Below are 15,592 nucleotides of genomic sequence, written 5' to 3'. Positions count from 1 at the left end.
CTCTCCTCTCACAGACTGCCGAGGACCGTGGCCACGGCGGGATACCCGATAAAGATCAAGAAGCCGGCGAACAGGCAGATCACCGGCAGGCTCATGCGTTCCGTGGCCGCCTGCGCCTCCCCTTCGGCCTCGGTCAGCTCGTGGGTGCGCATGGCGGTGGCCTTGGCTGCCAGGCTGGCGCGCACCTTGGCGCCCTCGGTTCCGGCCAGCGACACCGATGAGGACAGCTCCACGAGCTCACGGACGCCGAGTTCCTCGCCGAGCTGACGCAGGTTGGACCACGGTGTGCTGCGGGTGAGGGTGGCCGTGGTCAGCGCGCGCCGGATCTGGGCGAAAGCCCATCCCTGCCCGATCCTCGCCGCGTCGGTCAGCGCCCCGTCCACACCGGCACCGCCGGCCAGACACACTCGGACCAGGTTCAGGTAGGCCGACAACGCGTGGCGAAAGGCCGTTCGTTTTTGTTCCGCGCGCTGGCGTGTGTCCAGGTCCGGCAGGAGGAAGCCTCCGGCGGCGCAGACCAGGCAGGCGGCGAAGGGAAGTTGCCAGGGCATCCTGGTTCCCACTACGGCGAGGGCGAAGTAGAGCACCGGCGGGAGGAACAATCCGGCGACCGCGAGTACGGCCTTCTCCGCCAGGAGTGCTTCCGGGCGTCGGCCGAGCACTTGCAGGTCCCGCTGCCTCTTCTGGCCGGGGAGCCCGAGGGCGGCCAGCGGGCGAACGCCGAAACGACCCCACTGCGCGGCCCATCCTTCGTCGTCGTGAACAGCGGCGACGGGAGACGATTTCGAAGTCGTGCGCGTCGCGGCCAGCGCGCTGGCCAGCGTCGGCCGGGCCGGAAGCAGCCAGACCAGGATCGACCACAGGCCGAGACCGATCCCGGCGCCGAGCACCAATGCTGTCGTGATCACGCCGGGACCTCCCGCCTATCGTGCGCGGAGGCGGTGAGATGGGTCAGGAACCGCTCCGGCTCGCTGGCACGGGTGATTCGGCCCAACCACCAGAACGCGAGCCCGAACAGGCCGCCCACCATCAGCAACATGAGTTGCCCCGCGACGCCGTCGTACGGAGCGAGGTAGCCCCGGTTGAGCACGACCAGTCCGGCGGCGAAGGCCAGAGTGGTGCCGACGATGACGCGCACGCTGGTGCGGGTGCGTGCCCGACCTGCTTCGACGCGCAGGCGCATCGAGACCTGTTCGCGGGCCTCCGTGGCCAGTTCCCCGAGCAGTTCGGTGAGCTGACGCGCTTGGTGCTGGGAGGCGAGTACGAGCGCGGACAGCACCAGGTCCGCTGTCGGGTCGGCCAGGTCATCAGCCAGTTCGCGCAAGGCGACGGGCAACCGGTCACCGCGTTCGAGACGCACGGACAGTTCACGAATGTCGTCGCGGATCGCCTCGGGTGCCGTGTCGACGGTCGCGGTGATCGCCTGCTCCAGACCGGCCGCGGCGGCCAACGTGTCGCGCAGCATCTCCGCCCACGCCGCAACGGCTTCGATCCGAGCGACGCGGCGGTCGTGCTCCTTGTCGCCGCCAAGCACACGGGGCAGGGACCACATCGCGAGCGCGGTGAGGAGTCCCCCGACCACCCAGCCGGTGAACCAGCCGACCACGAGCCCGGAGATGATGCTTGCGGCTGGCCAGCGCGGAGAGCCGTGCTGCCGCTGCCGCAACCATTTCCGCCATCGCGCTTCTCCGGTGGAGAAGCGTCCACGGACACCGACGCCGAGCAGGATCAGTCCGGCAGCAATCCCGGCTCCGAATGCTCCCGCGAGCAGGGTGGAGAGAGTCATGGCTGCCACCCACCCACAGCCCGGTCCAAGCAGTCCGGATCGAAACCGACCTCGACCAGCCGGTCGACGGTCTCGGTGCGCAGCGGCACTCCGGGCACAGCCCGCGCGTCCGGGCCCGGTCGGTAAACCTCGTTGGAGATGACCTGCTTGTCGTCGGCGTCGACGACCTCACGGATCGAGGAGACGACGCGGGTCTTGTCGTCGCGGGCCTCAGCCAAGTGCACCACTACGTGCAAGGCCGACGCGACCAGCAGGTTGGTGGCCTCCAGCGGCAACCGCTCGACGCCTTGGGCGGCGTAGGAGGCGAGCTTGGTGAACGCGCCCTGCGACGTGGAGGCGTGCAGAGTGGCCATGCTGCCGTCGTTGCCCTGGCTCATCGCGTTGCACATCGGCACGACCTCGGGACCGCGCACCTCGCCGACGACGACGCGGTCGGGAGACATGCGCAGTGCCCACCGCACCAGGTCGGTCTGCGAGATCGCTCCTTCGCCTTCGACGTTGGCCTCGCGAGCCTGCAACGCCACCACGTCCGGGTGCTGGGGATCGCGGTCCAGCGCCAGTTCGAAAGCGTCCTCGACGGTGATCAGTCGTTCCTCGGGCGGGATCGCCGAGGCCAGGCCGCGCAGCATGGTGGTCTTGCCGATCGCGGTCCCGCCGCACACCAGGATGTTCAACCGAGCGCGCACCATCGCCCCGAGCAGCTCTTCCAGACCGGCGTCGATCGTGCCGAGTTCGCGCAGGCCGCTCAGGGTGACGTGTTGGAACCGGTGACGTCGGATCGCCACCGCGGGTCTACCGGTCACGGCCATGACCGCGAACATCCGCGACCCGTCCGGCAATTCCACGCTCACGCCCGGCGATCCGCGGTCGAAGCGCCGCTCCTCCACCCCGGAACGGGCCGCCAGCGAGCGCACCAGGTCGATCAGTTCGGCGTCCGAGGTCGCCACCGGCGGCAGCTGAGCGCGTCGGCCATCTGCGTAGCGGACGAAGACCTGGTCGCACCCGTTGATGTTGATGTTTTCGATGTCGGGATCGGCCAGCAGCGGCTGCAACCCGCCCATGCCGAACACCTCGTCCAGCACGAGCGCGATGACACGGCGCTCCACCTCATCGGGGATCAGTCCCGCCTCGCTGGGGTTGGCCAGCTCGGCGGCCGCGTGTTCATCGGCGGCCTCGGCGGCCAGCTTCTCGGCCATGTCACGACGATCCTGATGGCCCAGGCTCGGGCGGCCGGCCTGCTCGTCGGCGCGGATGCGCTCGGCCAAGCCGGCCGAGACCGCTTGGCGCACCTTGTCCCGCAGCGCGGCCGCTCCGGGATGCTCGCCCGAATCCATCGTGACTGGCGAATCACTCGTCATCGCGGCCCCACTCCGTTTCCGCTCGATGCGACATGTTCCGGCTCGGTCAGCAGCATTTCCTCGGGCTCCTCCGACCCGGCGGGCTCGTTCGTGCGCACGTGGTCGAGCACTGCCTCGGCCAGACGTGCTGCTGCTCGTCCCAGTTGAGAGCGATCCGGCCCCGGTCCCATGGACGATCCGGACAGGACACCCGCCCCACGGCAATCGTTCGGCAACGCGGCCAGCACGGGTACCTGCAGTTCGCGCTCGACTTCGCGGGACGAATAACCCGCTCCGACCAGCACCAACCCCGGAGTGCGCGTCCACGTCGGAACGGCCTCCAGCATGGAGGCCACGTGGGCCAGTTCGTCGGCGCGTGGGCGGGCCAGCACCAGCAGCGCATCAGCTCCGCGCACGACCGGCAGCGCGGACGAGACATGGTCGATCCTGCCCGCGTCCACCATCAGCGGGGAATCACCGTCCGTGGAGGGGTGCAGCGTCCGAGTGCCACGTTTGGCCAGCACGCCCAGCGCCGCTCGCGCCTGGTCGGAGGCGACCGGGCCGGCCACGACCCGCACACCGCCGGGCAACCTCTGGGCGTGTCCGGCGACCGTCCCCGGGTCCGCTGCCCGACGAGCCGCCGTCGCCAGCGACACCATTCCCGGAGTGGTCGGCAGGCCGAACCGGGTCGCCAGGTCACCGCCCGAGGGGTCCGCTTCCACCACGATCGGGTCTCCCACCGGCCAGCGCGCGGCCGCGGCCAGCGCCGTGGTCGTCACCCCGGGAGAGCCCTTCACCGAGCACAGTCCGATCAACATCACTGGCCTCCAGCCGGCATCGCGACCAACGACAGCTGACCGGGCGGGATCGCGGCGACTCGGCGGGCGCCCGCGGTGGGCAGCTGCAGGGACACCACGGTGGTCTGTCCATTGGCTTGCGGAGCGACGTGCACGACCGCCGCCGACCACGGTCCTGCTGACGAGCTCGCCCTGGTTCCGGTGTCGTCCTCGGGAGTCACAACGACCGAGACGTGCGTACCCGCCGCGAGTCGGGGCGGAAAGCGACCCGGCTGCAGTGCCACGGCTACCAAGCCCCGATCATTCGGTGGGACTTGGGGTTTTCCCAGAACGGTTCGCGACAGCGCAGTGCCCGCTGGCAGGGAGTAGGCGATCGGCTTGCCCAGCACGGATCGCGCCTGACCGGCCGGGACGATGTTCAGGCCGGATTCGGTGCTCACGGGTACCTTGCGCAGATCCCGGGCGGTGAGGACGTGACCGACTGAGACGTCTCGTGCCAGCACCAGTGCGGGTTCGCGCTCGCCCACCCGCAAGACCGTGACTATCGCTCCGGCAGTGCACAGCACGACGAGCAGTACGCCCAGGAGCAAGTAGGGAACTCGCCGTCGTCGTCCGTTTCGTCGAACGAGGCGTGACGGTCCACCGGATTTACGACCGGCCCAAGAACGGGACGGTGTCGGCGTTTCAGGATCGGATTCCTGCGTGGATGTAGTGGTAGGCATTGTGACGCTCTCCAGACGAACACGACACACCACGCCTCCCATCGCAAGAGGAGGAGTTCCGAGTGGCCGAATTCGAGTTACCGCAGCAGTATTCTGAAAATTGCTCAGTTCGTGTTCAACGCTTGTGATTCCGCGACGTCGAACGAGGTGGTCGAGGTCGTGGTCAGGTCCTCGAAGGTTCCGCTGTCACCGGCGCCGGACCAGTCCACGCTCCAGTGCACCGTGGCCGAAACCTCGTAGGAGTTACCGGGTTGTCCCAGCGAGGATCGTCGGTAGGTGTGCCCGCAGTCGGGAGACTGCTTCATCGGGTCGGTGCCCTCGGGGAACGGAGCTCCGGGGCCGGGACAGGTGAGCGTGGTGCCGTCACCCATCGACCACGTCACCGACCGCGGGGTGGCCGTCGCGGTCACCGACACCCCTTGGAGGGAGGCCGTGGCCGACTGCGGCTTCCACTGGTCCGACTCCAACCACAGCCAGGTCGGCAGATGCACCAGCTGGGCACCCTTCGGGTTCGCGTGGATCTTCAGAGATGGAAGCCGCAGCTGACCGTAGGCCTGCTGGGCCACCTGCTGCGGCGACGGCGCCGGAGACGAGGTTTGCCCGTTCGCGATCCACACCGGCGGTCGATACAGCGGGTCCTCCCATCCCTCGCCGGAGCACTTGTACACGTACCACGCCCCCGACTGCTCCGGTGGTTGCTGTGCGAACCGCGCCGCCGCTGACGCCGGTCGGTACACCGCCGGCCGCACCGTCACCGCCCCCTCGGTGGGCATCTCGTGATATCCCGCAGGGACGACCCCACCAGGTGGTCGGTGGTAATCCGTGGGCACGTACCGGCAATGCGCCCGATTCGGATCCACACCACCCACGATGCGATCCCCCCGCGCAGGCCGCGAAGTGGAATCGCTCGAGGAGCCCGACGAGCCTGCTCCCGCGTCTTGCTGCGAACCCTGCGACGTCCCCGCCTCGGGAGGGTTCGGCTGGTCCGGTCGCTGGCTCGGTGGATGTTTCCCCACTCCCAGCTGGCATCCCGCGTAGGAGGTCTGGCTGCAATCCACATTGCCCCAGAGGCCATCGGCGTAGGTCGTCCCCGCAGCCGCGATGACCATCGTGGACATCGAGCCGACGAGGACAGCCGCACGTCTCAACATGAGTCCAACCCCCGTACCGCGAAACGCGTGACCTTCCACGACCCGTCCGACTGCTTCTTGACCTCGGCCGTGATCAACCGACGACCACCGGGGGTGTCGTTCACCGGCTTGTCGGTGCCCTCGTAGTACTTCAGCGTGTCGCTCGAGTCACCGCAATCCTCGATCATCACCTTTGTCGGGGCCTTCGGCGGAGCCACCGAGGTCACCTCCGGATGGTTCTCCGGCGCTCCCCTGGTCACCACGTCGTTGAAGTGGTCGGCGTACAGGCTTCGCGTGATGGTGGTCAACGCGTTCCCGGCCGCGTATCGCCCCAGCTCCGGAGACTTCCAGTTCGACGTGTGCCCCGCACGCGTCATCGCCTGCCACATGCCCAAATACGCTTCGGTGGCCCGGCGACCTGCCTTCTCCGCTGCAGAGAGCTTCGAAGGCGGAGAGCTCGACGTCGTAGCACTGGGTGGAGTGTCCTTACCCTGCGGGAGCGGCGACACGGAAGAATCCCGAGCCTGACACGCCGCGGTCGCGAGCACGCACAAGGCCGTCCCCGTGAGCACCCATCCGCGCCACCACGCTGTGAAGACCACCGTAGCCCCCATCCCGACCCCCGATGAGTAAACGATTTCGAGCTTGGTCAACTTCTACCGCAGGAATGACGCGGCGCGCCAATCGAAACGGCGTTTCCGCAGCCGATCACGTACCTATCAGAGCGAATCTCACCCGATCAGCTTAGATCACCGGCACACCATCACACGAGGGTTTACTCTCCGAACACAGCTTTCTGGGAAGCATCGGTGGCAAGCAGCATTCGCCGAGGAAGGGGACTTCATTTCAGCTCCGGCGCTTATCGCATCGACTGCTCTTGGCGCAACCGCAGGAGCTGCCATGCTCCTTCTCGCAATCCGTCATCGGGAGGATTGCCCCTGGTGGCAGGTGGCGCTCCAGCTCAGCGCGACAGCGGCCTTGTTCATCATGCTCGCCGAGCGGTACGGCCTGGGCACACAGGCGCTCGTCCCCATCGCGCTCGCCGTCACTGCTGCCCCACTTGCCATCTTCGACGCGCGTACCCGCCGTCTCCCGAACTGGCTCATGCTGCACACCTACGCCCTCGTCGCCAGTGCCACCGCCATGGCGGCGCTGCGCACGGGAGCGTTCGAAGTCGCGCTGCGCACCTTGGCAGGCGCACTGCTTCTGCTGACGTTCTGCGGGACGCTCTACGTCCTCTTCCCCGGCCAACTCGGCGGCGGAGACGTCAAGATAGCCGGGCCACTCGGCGCGGTCCTGGCAAGCGCAGCGTGGTCAGCTGTCTTCGCCGGACTGCTCCTCGGATGGACGCTTGCAGCCATCGCTCAGCTCTTCCTCCGGGCTGTTCGCCGAGACCAGGCTGGCGAAGCACTCCCCCTCGGCACCTTCCTCCTCATCGGCACCTTCGCCACCCTCCTCCTCACCGGATAACTCTCGGCATCGGCAATGACGTAGGAGCACGGTGCTTGTCCCGGCAACCTGAACACCGTCTCGTATTCAGCGCACAACATGGGCGCAGGTGCTGCTCTGAACTCGGTGCACACCGGCTGAGGACCAGCCGAAATCAGATCTCTGGAACCGCCATGATCCCTCGTAGGGGCAATGAGGACAGTGTCATATTCACTGTCATAACCTCAACAATACAGTTGCGATCCCTCGTAGGGACGATGAGGACCCGAGAGTAAAATCGCAGGTCACAACACACTCAACCCGCCTGAAAAGCCCGTCCACAGCAGCGCGCCGGAAGTCGGACACGTACACGCCTCGGCGTACTAAAACCGGCCCGAGCCGATCACGTCATGCAGCCTCCCACGGCAAAGACATCGCGATCATGTACACGGTACAACACACCGGAGCCTCCCGGAAGTGATCAGCCGATGACCACGGCTCAGGACGCGCGCTGAAGCGACTTGAGCACTGGCATGGCCTCGAGCTGCTCCGGTGTCAGGTCGTCCCAGGTGAGGTCGGTGGGGCGGCGAGGTGGGGAGCATTCGAGAGTCCGGTCGGGGGTGATGATCAGGTCGACGCTGAAGTCATGGGAGGTCTCGGGGATGGTTTCGTCGACGATCTGCAGCGGGTGCACGGTGGTGGCGATGGTGGTGTGCTCGCCGATGAGGCCGGTGCGGGCCAGCAGGGCGATTTCGATGTCGGAGTAGCCGGCGCCCTTGCCCAGGCGCACCCCGCCGGGGGTGACCGCCACGCTGCCGCACACGACGAGATCCACCGGCCGTAGATCGTCGAGGCCGACCGTGCGCGCCACTTCGGGCGCGGTGCGACTGGAGGCGGCCTGCTCGGCCGGAACGGTCAGGGCAGCCGGGTCCAGCAGGTAAAAGGGATTGGGCTTGGCCAGTTTGGGCACGGCCATGTAGACGAGCTTGCCCTCACGCAGCGCTCGCGCCCGCGCGGGCAGCTGTGCCTTGTCGGGCACGGCCTTGACCACGCTCGCCTCGCGCCAGACAGCCAACGTGGCGAGCCGGTCGGAGGCGGCCTCGGCTCCGACGAAGTTCGGGATGCGTCCCTGGGCGCTACCACCGATGACCGCGTCGTTGTCATCGAGCAACGACCAGACCCGGTGTCGAATGGCGTTCTTGCGGTCATCGATTTCGGTCATCACGGTGCTCCTCAGGCCAGGGTCATCAGACCAAGCAGACGATCGTGGACATCCCGCACCACCGGCTCGGTGCGCCAACGGCCCAGCTTGCGCCCGGCGTCGAACACGATGGTCAGCCCACCTCCCCCACGCGTGGTCTCGAGAACGTCCATCGCCTCGTGCAATGTGTGCGTGGCCGCCTCCAGCTCCCGCTGGTGCATGTAGGCCAAGCTGAGGTTGCCGAGGACGATCGCACGGGACTTGCTGGCAGCGGTTCGCGCGGTAGCCGCTCGTCCCAGAATCCGGCTCGCCTGCTGATACTCCCCCAGGAACAATGAGCACGACCCGGCGAGCCGATCGAACTGGGACGAGGAGAACGCGCCCGCGGCTGGATCACTCGGCGCGATGCGGGCGAAGGAGGTCTCGGCTGCGGCCAGTGCCGCATCGCACCGGTTGGCGTCACCGCGCATGGCGTGCGCCTCGGCGGAGTGCAGGTGCGCCAGGCCGGTCAGCACATCGCTGCTCGTACACGCCACCGTCGCAGCGCGCTCGGTCCAGCACAGCCCGCCAACAGGATCCTTGTCCCCGTAGAGCGCGAGGTAACTGGTGCGCAGGGCAGCATGCCCCTCGGCCACGCTGTCGCCGTTCTCGCGGGCGGCCTGGATCGCCTGGCGGAAATACTCACGCGCGGTCCGCTGGTCGCGACGCTGAGAGGAGTCCCAAACCAACTGGCCCATCAGAGTCGCAGCGCTAGCTTCCGCAGTGCGCAGTTCACGCTGTAGCGAATCACCCAGTGGTTCTCGAGCCAAAGCACGCAGGTGCCCGAGCACTCGCCCGGTGTCGGCGAGCAGCGCCGTGGACGGCATGTGGTCATATTGGTCGTCGAGCTCGCAGACGCGCTGCTGCAAGTCGGAGACCACCGCGGAATCCACCGATGACGGGTGCCGTTGAGCATGCTCGAGACGCGGATCGCTCGGTTGTTCCGGGAGGAGCAGCTCCGCGAGTTCGGCCAGCGAGACGTCCAGTAGTCGGGCGAGGAGAGGCTGTTGGACGGGGACCGGCTGCGTCTGCCCGGACTCCCACCGAAACACCGTCGACCGCTCGACGCCGAGCTCACCGGCGAGGTCCTCCTGCGTCAGTCCGACAGCCTGACGGCGACGTACGAGGCGCTGTCGCTTGGCGGACACGGCACCTCCTCCGCTCGACCTCCTCGACATCGTCGCGGTGAACTATACCCACATTCGCGGTGGTTTTTGTGATGCTTCCCGTTCTGACAGTTCAGAGCTTTACCCGCAGCATTCGTGCAGCGAAGTTGCAGTGGTGTTGCTCTGTTCTCACCCCCCGAAGCAGCGGTTGACTTTCCCCGGCTGCGGCGGGGCGTACCCCCGAGCGTCTCGCCGCAGTCAGCTTCCCCGAGCTTTCAAGGAAACCTCATCATGTCCGCCCTTCCCCAGCGCAAACCCGGCACTCACCTGCCTGACGAGGTCTACCTATCCCCCGAGCAGCAGTGGGAGTGGCCGCGTAACGACCCCGACTTACCGGAAGGCATGATGCACCGGGTTCAGGAAGGAATACGTGCATTACCGGGCCGCCCACCACCCGCGAGTTCGAGTTCACCCACCGAAACCTTTCGCGGGTGGATGCAACCTCCCACCGACCAATCCCCCTATGGAAACTTCCATGCCTGAGAACGCACTCACGAAAGCACGTGCTCCGATCGAGCCCGTTTCCACGCTCGCCACGGCAATCGCCGGTCGCTACACGATCAGCAAGACGTTCACCTTCGCCGCCGCCCATCACCTACCGGGCCTTCCCGACGGCCACAAGTGCGGCCGCAACCACGGACACACCTGGCGCGTCCGGGTCGCGATCAACGCTGAGGAACTGACCGGGCCGGGGTGGGTCACCGACTTCGGTGACCTCGCTCCACTGGCCCGGTTCATCGAGCAGCACCTGGACCACCAGGACCTCAACGCGGTCCTGCCCGTTTCACCGACCTCGGAGAACCTGGCCGCGTTCGTGGCCGCCTGGTGCCAGCAGCACCTCGAACCGACCGTCCACGGGCGGCTGGAGTCCGTCACCGTCAGCGAGGGCGACGACCTCAGCGTCGAGTTCCGGCCTCGGGCGGTGAGAGGCTGATGCCACCAGCGGCAGACACCGCCCGACTGCTGGTGACCGAGACCTTCGGCCCCACCCTGCAGGGCGAAGGGCCGAACCTCGGTGAACCGGCCCTGTTCATCCGGCTGTCGCGCTGCAACCTCACTTGCCAGTGGTGCGACGAGCCGCACACCTGGGACACGAGTCGTTTCGATCTCCAGGAACACACCAGGACGCACACGGTGCGGGAGCTCTCCCGATGGGCGCAGACGCATCCCACCGAGCTAGTAGTGATCACCGGCGGCGAGCCTCTGCTGCACCAGCAGCAGCTTGTCGGACTCGTCGATGCGCTCGTCGCCGGCGGCAAGCGCGTCGAGATCGAAACCAACGGGACCATCGCCCCGTTGCCGGAGATCCGGGGCGACGGGGTCCGGTTCAACGTCAGTCCCAAGTTGGCCAGCAGCGGCGTCTCACGTTCGCGTCGTTACCGTCCCGAGGCGCTGTCAGCGTTGGTCGAGGCCGACAGCATCTGCAAATTCGTCGTCACCACCGCCCACCGCGACGCAGACCTCGCCGAAGCCGACCAGCTCGTCACCGAGCACCCGTTTCGACAGGTGTGGTTGATGCCGGAGGGCATCACGGAACCGGTCGTGCGGACGGGACTGCGCCTCCTCGCTGATCATGCCCTGGTCCGCGGATGGTCTCTGACTCCGCGACTGCACGTCACGATCTGGGGGAATCAGCATGGACACTGACCTGATCCTCGGTCCCCGTCGGGGCTGGTTCATCACGATGGAAGGTGTCTGGGGAGCGGGCAAAACCACCAACGCCCGCCGGTTGGCCGCGCACCTGTCCGAGCAGGGCTTTCGTGCGACGGTGCTGCACGACGGAGTCCACGACGGGGTGATCAGCGAGCTCTCGACCGTGCTGGACAAGCAGCCGCTGCGCAGCAGGGAGGGCGACGGCGGGTACGAACAACCGCACCACGCCACCGTGGACGTGCTGCTGCGGCAGTGCCGCGAGGCCTACCAGCACCGCGAGCTCTACGCCCCGATGCTGGCCGGTCACGACGTCGTCATCAGCGACCGAGGGGCGTTTTCCAAGCTGGCTTACGCGATCACGGTCCTGCTCGAGCAGCACCCGCACGCTACTCAAGAGGCCTTGCTGGAGCGCCTGCACGCGATCAGCAGCCCGTGGTGGTTGGCACCTGACCGCGCGTTCTTCCTCGACCAGCCGTGGCAGCAGGCGCGCCAGCGGGCCATCGCTCGTAATCGAGGGGATCAGTGCCAGTCCTCCTCGCGCGAGCGATTGCTGTTTCTGCCCCACTACGACGCGGCCTATCGCTTCGTCGTCGACAGCTCCCCGAAGCGCACCATGCGCGTCCCGGTCGGACAGCGCGGCCCTGACGAGGTGTTCACCGACATCGCCGCCAGCACGGCCGAACTGCTTCGCGTTCCCACGACAGCGAGGGCTTCCTCATGAGCGAACTGCTGCTGTACTCCGCCGGGCTGGACAGCTTCTGCGCCTGGCACTACCTGGGCCACCCGCCCGCGCTGTACTGCGACCTCCGGCACCGCTCCCGCGACCACGAACTCGCCGCCATCCGAACCCTGGCCGAGCGCCACTCCATACCGCTGACCATCAGCAACGAACTCGACCTCGCTCGGTGGGAGGCCGAGGACGGCATCATCCCGCTGCGCAACGTCTACTTCGCGATGCTGGCCTCGCACCGTGCCCGGACCATCTGGTGCGCCGGGGTCAAGGGTGACCACACCGCTGACAAGAGTCCGCACGCCTTCTTCGAGGTCTCGCGGATGCTCACCGAGTTCACCGAGCAGCCGGTCCGCCTCGACAGTCCTTTCTGGGCGATGACCAAGACCGACATCGTGCGCTGGTACCTCGATCAGGGGCTGCCCGTCGAGGACCTGCTGACGACCTTCTCCTGCCTCCAGCCCAGGAGCGCGGGACAGCATTGCGGTCGCTGTCCGAGCTGTCTGCGGCGCTGGATCGCCCTGGCCAACAACGGCGTCGAAGCCCCCTTCGCCGCAACTCCCTGGGAGTGGCCACGCGTGCATGACTACTACGTGCCCGCGATGCGTGACGGCATCTACCCCGAACACCGCTCCCGGGAGTTCTTCACCGCCTTGGCCACCGTCGGCATCCACCCCTGAGCCCAGGAGCAAGCAATGACCACCGCCTACATCGCGGCCCCGCTGTTCAACGACGCCGAGAAAGCCTTCAACCTCACCGTCGACTCCCGACTCCACGAGGCCGGTTTCCGGACCTACCTGCCTCAGCGCGACGGTGGTGACGGTGCGGCCATGGTCGCCCGCGGCGCCGAGCCCGGCACGGTCCGCGCGCAGTTGTTCACCGCCGATGTCACCGCTCTACGCACCTGCGACCTACTCATCATGGTGCTCGACGGACGAGTCCCCGACGAGGGCGCCTGCGTGGAACTCGGCATCGCCTACGCCCAAAACACCCCTTGCGTGGGGTTGCAGACCGACGCCCGCCGCTTCAGCGGCACGAACAACAACCTCATGATCACGGGAATCCTGTCGACCATCGCGACAACGCTGGATGAGCTCGTGGCGCACGTAAGCCAGTACCTCGTGCTCTCCGAGTCAGCGGGAGACCGTTGATGCTCGTAGCCATGGCCGGGCTCCCAGGCACCGGCAAGAGCACTCTCGCTCGCGCACTCGCCCCTTGGCTGAGCGGTGTCATCCTGGACAAGGATCACCTACGTGCCCAGGTTTTTCCACCCTCGTACGTGGATTACTCCTGGGAGCAGGACGATTTCTGCGTCGAGCTGCTGTGCCGCACCGCCGGGTGGCTCCTCGATCGCGAATCCACCACCGTTGTCCTGCTGGACGGCTGCACCTTCACCCGCCCCGAACAAGTCGATCTCTTGCATCGGCTGCGCGTAGAGCAGGACGATTTCAGTCTCGTCGAGTGCTCCTGCCCCGACTCCGTCGCGCTGGACCGCTTGCAGCGCGACCAGTCCGACGGCACACACGTCGCCAGAAACCGGAGCGCGGATCTGTACCGCAGCCTTCAGGACGAGGCCGCCCCCGTTCCCGAACCCAAGCTCGTCCTCGACACCGCTCGACCGGTGGAGCAGTGCGTACAGCAGTGCCTGGAACACTTCTCGCTCCCGGACTCTCATCTCAGGAGAACGCCGTGCTGATCAGTTTCGAAGGTCTTCCCGGATCGGGGAAGACCACCCAAGCTCGGCTGCTGACCGAGCGGTTGCGCGAGGACGGTTACCGCACCGCCTACCTGCCGGACCTGTCCCAGGGGCAGAGCACCGAGCTCGGCACGAGCCTGCTGAGCTTGATGTCGGCCTCGGACGATCCCTTCATGCGGCACGACGACGTCACGACCGAGACGTTCCTGGCCGCCGCGATGCGCGCCGAGATCGTCGCTACGATGCTGCAGCCCGCGCTGGACCAGTACGACGTCGTCATCGAGGACCGCGGTGCCCACACCATGTACAGCTACGGCCTCGCCCGACTGCTGCGTCAGCATCGCGACCTGGACACCGACGCGGCGATCGCCTGGTTGAAGTCCTTCGCGCTCATGGCCGGCCCCGATGCCGACCTCGCGCTATGGCTGCGCTGCGATATCACTCGTGCTATCGAGTGCTGGAGCAGGCGCCGAAACCATGCTCCCAGAGTCGAGCAGCAGGCCTTTCTCACCGACGTCGATCAAGCGTATCGCGAGCTCGTCGCGCGCGATGAGCAGTTGCTGCGCTGCGAGACCGGTGGCGCTACCGCTGACCAGCTCCATCACCGCATTCGCGCGCTGGTCAACGACCGGCTCTCACCCATCGCCTCCCTGCCCAGCACTCTCCGAGAAAGAGCAACGCCGTGACCCACGACCTCACGACCGTCCCCACCGAGCTGCTGCACGACCTGCGCACACGGCATCGCAGCGGCCAGCTCGACCAGGCCGTTCACGACTGGCGGCTCCGCCCGTTGACCGGAGGTCGCAACAACCACGTCTACGCCTGGGACAGTCCTGGGGGCCAGGTTTGCCTGAAGCTGTACAAGATCGACAAGCGCGACCGCGCCGGTTGCGAATGGCAGGCTCTCAACCACCTCGCCGCGCACGACGTGCCCGGAATCCCCGCACCGCTGTGGTACGACCCCGATCTGGAGTTGCCCGCCGTGGCCATGAGCCTGCTTCCGGGCACACCAGTTCCGCAGCTGTCTGATGCGCGGTCTGCGATCTCCGCCGTGATCGCTCTCCAGCGCAAGATCCGGAATGTTCCGCTCGGCCCGTTCGCCCAATTCTCCCGCGCTGACACCGTCACCACGTACTTGCGGCGCGTCATCACCACGTGGCCCGAACAGCTGCACCAGCACCCCGACGAGTCACTGACCGACGAGCTCCTCGCGCTCCTGAACCGGTGGCGCGACAGCGGCGACACCACCCTGCTCGGCGAAGTGCCCGCGTCGCAGCGGGTGCTCAGTCGCGGCGACTCCAACCTGCTCAATTGGCACTGGCACGAACCCAACCAGTCTCTCGGCGTGGTCGACTTCGAATTCGCCGGCTACAGCGATACCGCCTTCGACGCCGCCGACCTCCTCGAACACCCCGGCACCCGCGAGCTGGCCCACCAGTTCCCCGACGAGCAGTGGGAGCAGTTCCTGCCCGAGCTCGGCGTGATCGAGGAACACACCTGCGAACGTTTCCGCGCCGCGCGGCGGCTCTGCGCACTGCGCTGGCTGGCCGTGCTCTGGAAACGCCGCACCACCCGCTCCGGCGACTTCCACCACCAGCTCGATCGCGTACGCGCCCTCTGCGCCGAGCCGTAGAGCGGAACCCCTCGCAGGGACGGTGCGGCCCCAGGAATAAGCCGCCGGCCAGTCAGCCTCGGATGTCGAAGCTGTCGGCCTTCGTCGCGTCCAGGAAGATCCGGAAACTCACCTCGGCGAACTCGAGGACCGGGCCGGTGGTACCCAGCTTGGAGTCGCGGACGCCGACGGTGCTCGCTGCGGTTCCCAGTTCGACGCAGTTGCCCTGGTCGGAACCGCTGTAGGACGACGTCGTGAACCGGACCGCGGTCCAGTCGATCCCACTGGTGCTCAT

The 15,592-nt window shown here is 67.2% G+C and carries 19 protein-coding genes; 9 read left to right on the top strand and 10 right to left on the bottom strand.

Annotation, left to right across the window (positions count from 1 at the left end; all coding sequences use genetic code 11):
• Window positions 1-8: 8 nt before the first annotated feature.
• From FHX42_RS05610 to FHX42_RS05580, 7 genes are all read right to left on the bottom strand, one after another.
• Window positions 9-908 carry a type II secretion system F family protein gene (locus tag FHX42_RS05610; RefSeq protein WP_328795914.1) on the bottom strand — a complete coding sequence of 300 codons (900 nt, stop codon included), beginning with the start codon at window positions 906-908 and terminating at the stop codon, window positions 9-11.
• Complete coding sequence (locus FHX42_RS05605; protein ID WP_182543051.1) at window positions 905-1,786, bottom strand: type II secretion system F family protein; 882 nt, start codon at window positions 1,784-1,786, stop codon at window positions 905-907. Before FHX42_RS05605 ends, FHX42_RS05610 begins: the two co-directional genes overlap by 4 nt.
• Window positions 1,783-3,144 (bottom strand): CpaF family protein, encoded by a 1,362-nt coding sequence (locus tag FHX42_RS05600; protein WP_235986900.1) that lies wholly within the window; start codon window positions 3,142-3,144, stop codon window positions 1,783-1,785. The genes FHX42_RS05605 and FHX42_RS05600 overlap by 4 nt, the downstream gene beginning before the upstream one ends.
• Window positions 3,141-3,941: a MinD/ParA family ATP-binding protein gene (locus FHX42_RS05595; protein ID WP_182543050.1), complete on the bottom strand. Its 801-nt coding sequence runs from the start codon at window positions 3,939-3,941 to the stop codon at window positions 3,141-3,143. The genes FHX42_RS05600 and FHX42_RS05595 overlap by 4 nt, the downstream gene beginning before the upstream one ends.
• Window positions 3,941-4,447: a hypothetical protein gene (locus FHX42_RS05590; protein WP_235986899.1), complete on the bottom strand. Its 507-nt coding sequence runs from the start codon at window positions 4,445-4,447 to the stop codon at window positions 3,941-3,943. The genes FHX42_RS05595 and FHX42_RS05590 overlap by 1 nt, the downstream gene beginning before the upstream one ends.
• Before the next feature lie 299 nt (window positions 4,448-4,746).
• Entirely contained in the window at window positions 4,747-5,415 is a 669-nt protein-coding gene (locus FHX42_RS05585) for a hypothetical protein (RefSeq protein ID WP_182543048.1), read from the bottom strand.
• Between the two features lie 371 nt (window positions 5,416-5,786).
• On the bottom strand, window positions 5,787-6,161 hold the full coding sequence (locus FHX42_RS05580; RefSeq protein WP_182543047.1) for a hypothetical protein: 375 nt from the start codon (window positions 6,159-6,161) through the stop codon (window positions 5,787-5,789).
• A gap of 511 nt (window positions 6,162-6,672) precedes the next feature.
• On the opposite strand from FHX42_RS05580, the gene FHX42_RS05575 reads away from it, so the two are divergent.
• Window positions 6,673-7,242 (top strand): prepilin peptidase, encoded by a 570-nt coding sequence (locus tag FHX42_RS05575; RefSeq protein ID WP_182543046.1) that lies wholly within the window; start codon window positions 6,673-6,675, stop codon window positions 7,240-7,242.
• 457 nt (window positions 7,243-7,699) lie between these two features.
• On the opposite strand, the gene FHX42_RS05570 is transcribed toward FHX42_RS05575, so the two are convergent.
• Both FHX42_RS05570 and FHX42_RS05565 read right to left on the bottom strand, forming a co-directional pair.
• Window positions 7,700-8,422, bottom strand: coding sequence for a 5-formyltetrahydrofolate cyclo-ligase (locus FHX42_RS05570; protein ID WP_182543045.1), 723 nt, complete (start codon window positions 8,420-8,422; stop codon window positions 7,700-7,702).
• Window positions 8,423-8,433: 11 nt separating this feature from the next.
• Window positions 8,434-9,588: a helix-turn-helix domain-containing protein gene (locus tag FHX42_RS05565; RefSeq protein ID WP_182543044.1), complete on the bottom strand. Its 1,155-nt coding sequence runs from the start codon at window positions 9,586-9,588 to the stop codon at window positions 8,434-8,436.
• A 493-nt stretch (window positions 9,589-10,081) separates the two neighbouring features.
• Between FHX42_RS05565 and FHX42_RS05560 the strand changes: the two genes are divergently transcribed.
• The 8 genes from FHX42_RS05560 to FHX42_RS05525 are packed head-to-tail and all read left to right on the top strand — an operon-like array spanning window position 10,082 to window position 15,318.
• The gene (locus FHX42_RS05560) at window positions 10,082-10,540 is read left to right on the top strand and encodes a 6-pyruvoyl trahydropterin synthase family protein (protein ID WP_182543043.1); all 459 of its coding nucleotides are present in this window, start codon (window positions 10,082-10,084) and stop codon (window positions 10,538-10,540) included.
• Window positions 10,540-11,253 carry a 7-carboxy-7-deazaguanine synthase QueE gene (locus FHX42_RS05555; protein ID WP_182543042.1) on the top strand — a complete coding sequence of 238 codons (714 nt, stop codon included), beginning with the start codon at window positions 10,540-10,542 and terminating at the stop codon, window positions 11,251-11,253. The genes FHX42_RS05560 and FHX42_RS05555 overlap by 1 nt, the downstream gene beginning before the upstream one ends.
• The gene (locus FHX42_RS05550) at window positions 11,243-11,980 is read left to right on the top strand and encodes a nucleoside/nucleotide kinase family protein (RefSeq protein ID WP_182543041.1); all 738 of its coding nucleotides are present in this window, start codon (window positions 11,243-11,245) and stop codon (window positions 11,978-11,980) included. The genes FHX42_RS05555 and FHX42_RS05550 overlap by 11 nt, the downstream gene beginning before the upstream one ends.
• Complete coding sequence (locus FHX42_RS05545; RefSeq protein WP_182543040.1) at window positions 11,977-12,669, top strand: 7-cyano-7-deazaguanine synthase; 693 nt, start codon at window positions 11,977-11,979, stop codon at window positions 12,667-12,669. The genes FHX42_RS05550 and FHX42_RS05545 overlap by 4 nt, the downstream gene beginning before the upstream one ends.
• 15 nt (window positions 12,670-12,684) lie before the next feature.
• Complete coding sequence (locus tag FHX42_RS05540; protein WP_182543039.1) at window positions 12,685-13,140, top strand: nucleoside 2-deoxyribosyltransferase; 456 nt, start codon at window positions 12,685-12,687, stop codon at window positions 13,138-13,140.
• Between the two features lie 11 nt (window positions 13,141-13,151).
• Complete coding sequence (locus FHX42_RS05535; protein ID WP_182543038.1) at window positions 13,152-13,685, top strand: AAA family ATPase; 534 nt, start codon at window positions 13,152-13,154, stop codon at window positions 13,683-13,685.
• Complete coding sequence (locus FHX42_RS05530; protein ID WP_182543037.1) at window positions 13,679-14,371, top strand: dTMP kinase; 693 nt, start codon at window positions 13,679-13,681, stop codon at window positions 14,369-14,371. Before FHX42_RS05535 ends, FHX42_RS05530 begins: the two co-directional genes overlap by 7 nt.
• Entirely contained in the window at window positions 14,368-15,318 is a 951-nt protein-coding gene (locus FHX42_RS05525; protein WP_220479512.1) for an aminoglycoside phosphotransferase family protein, read from the top strand. The genes FHX42_RS05530 and FHX42_RS05525 overlap by 4 nt, the downstream gene beginning before the upstream one ends.
• Before the next feature lie 52 nt (window positions 15,319-15,370).
• Here FHX42_RS05525 and FHX42_RS05520 read toward each other — a convergent pair whose 3' ends face one another.
• Entirely contained in the window at window positions 15,371-15,592 is a 222-nt protein-coding gene (locus FHX42_RS05520; RefSeq protein ID WP_182543036.1) for a DUF397 domain-containing protein, read from the bottom strand.

It is taken from the genome of Halosaccharopolyspora lacisalsi, from assembly GCF_014137975.1.
GTDB classification, from domain to species: Bacteria; Actinomycetota; Actinomycetes; order Mycobacteriales; family Pseudonocardiaceae; genus Halosaccharopolyspora; species Halosaccharopolyspora lacisalsi.
This window is presented reverse-complemented; position numbering and strand designations above follow the sequence as displayed.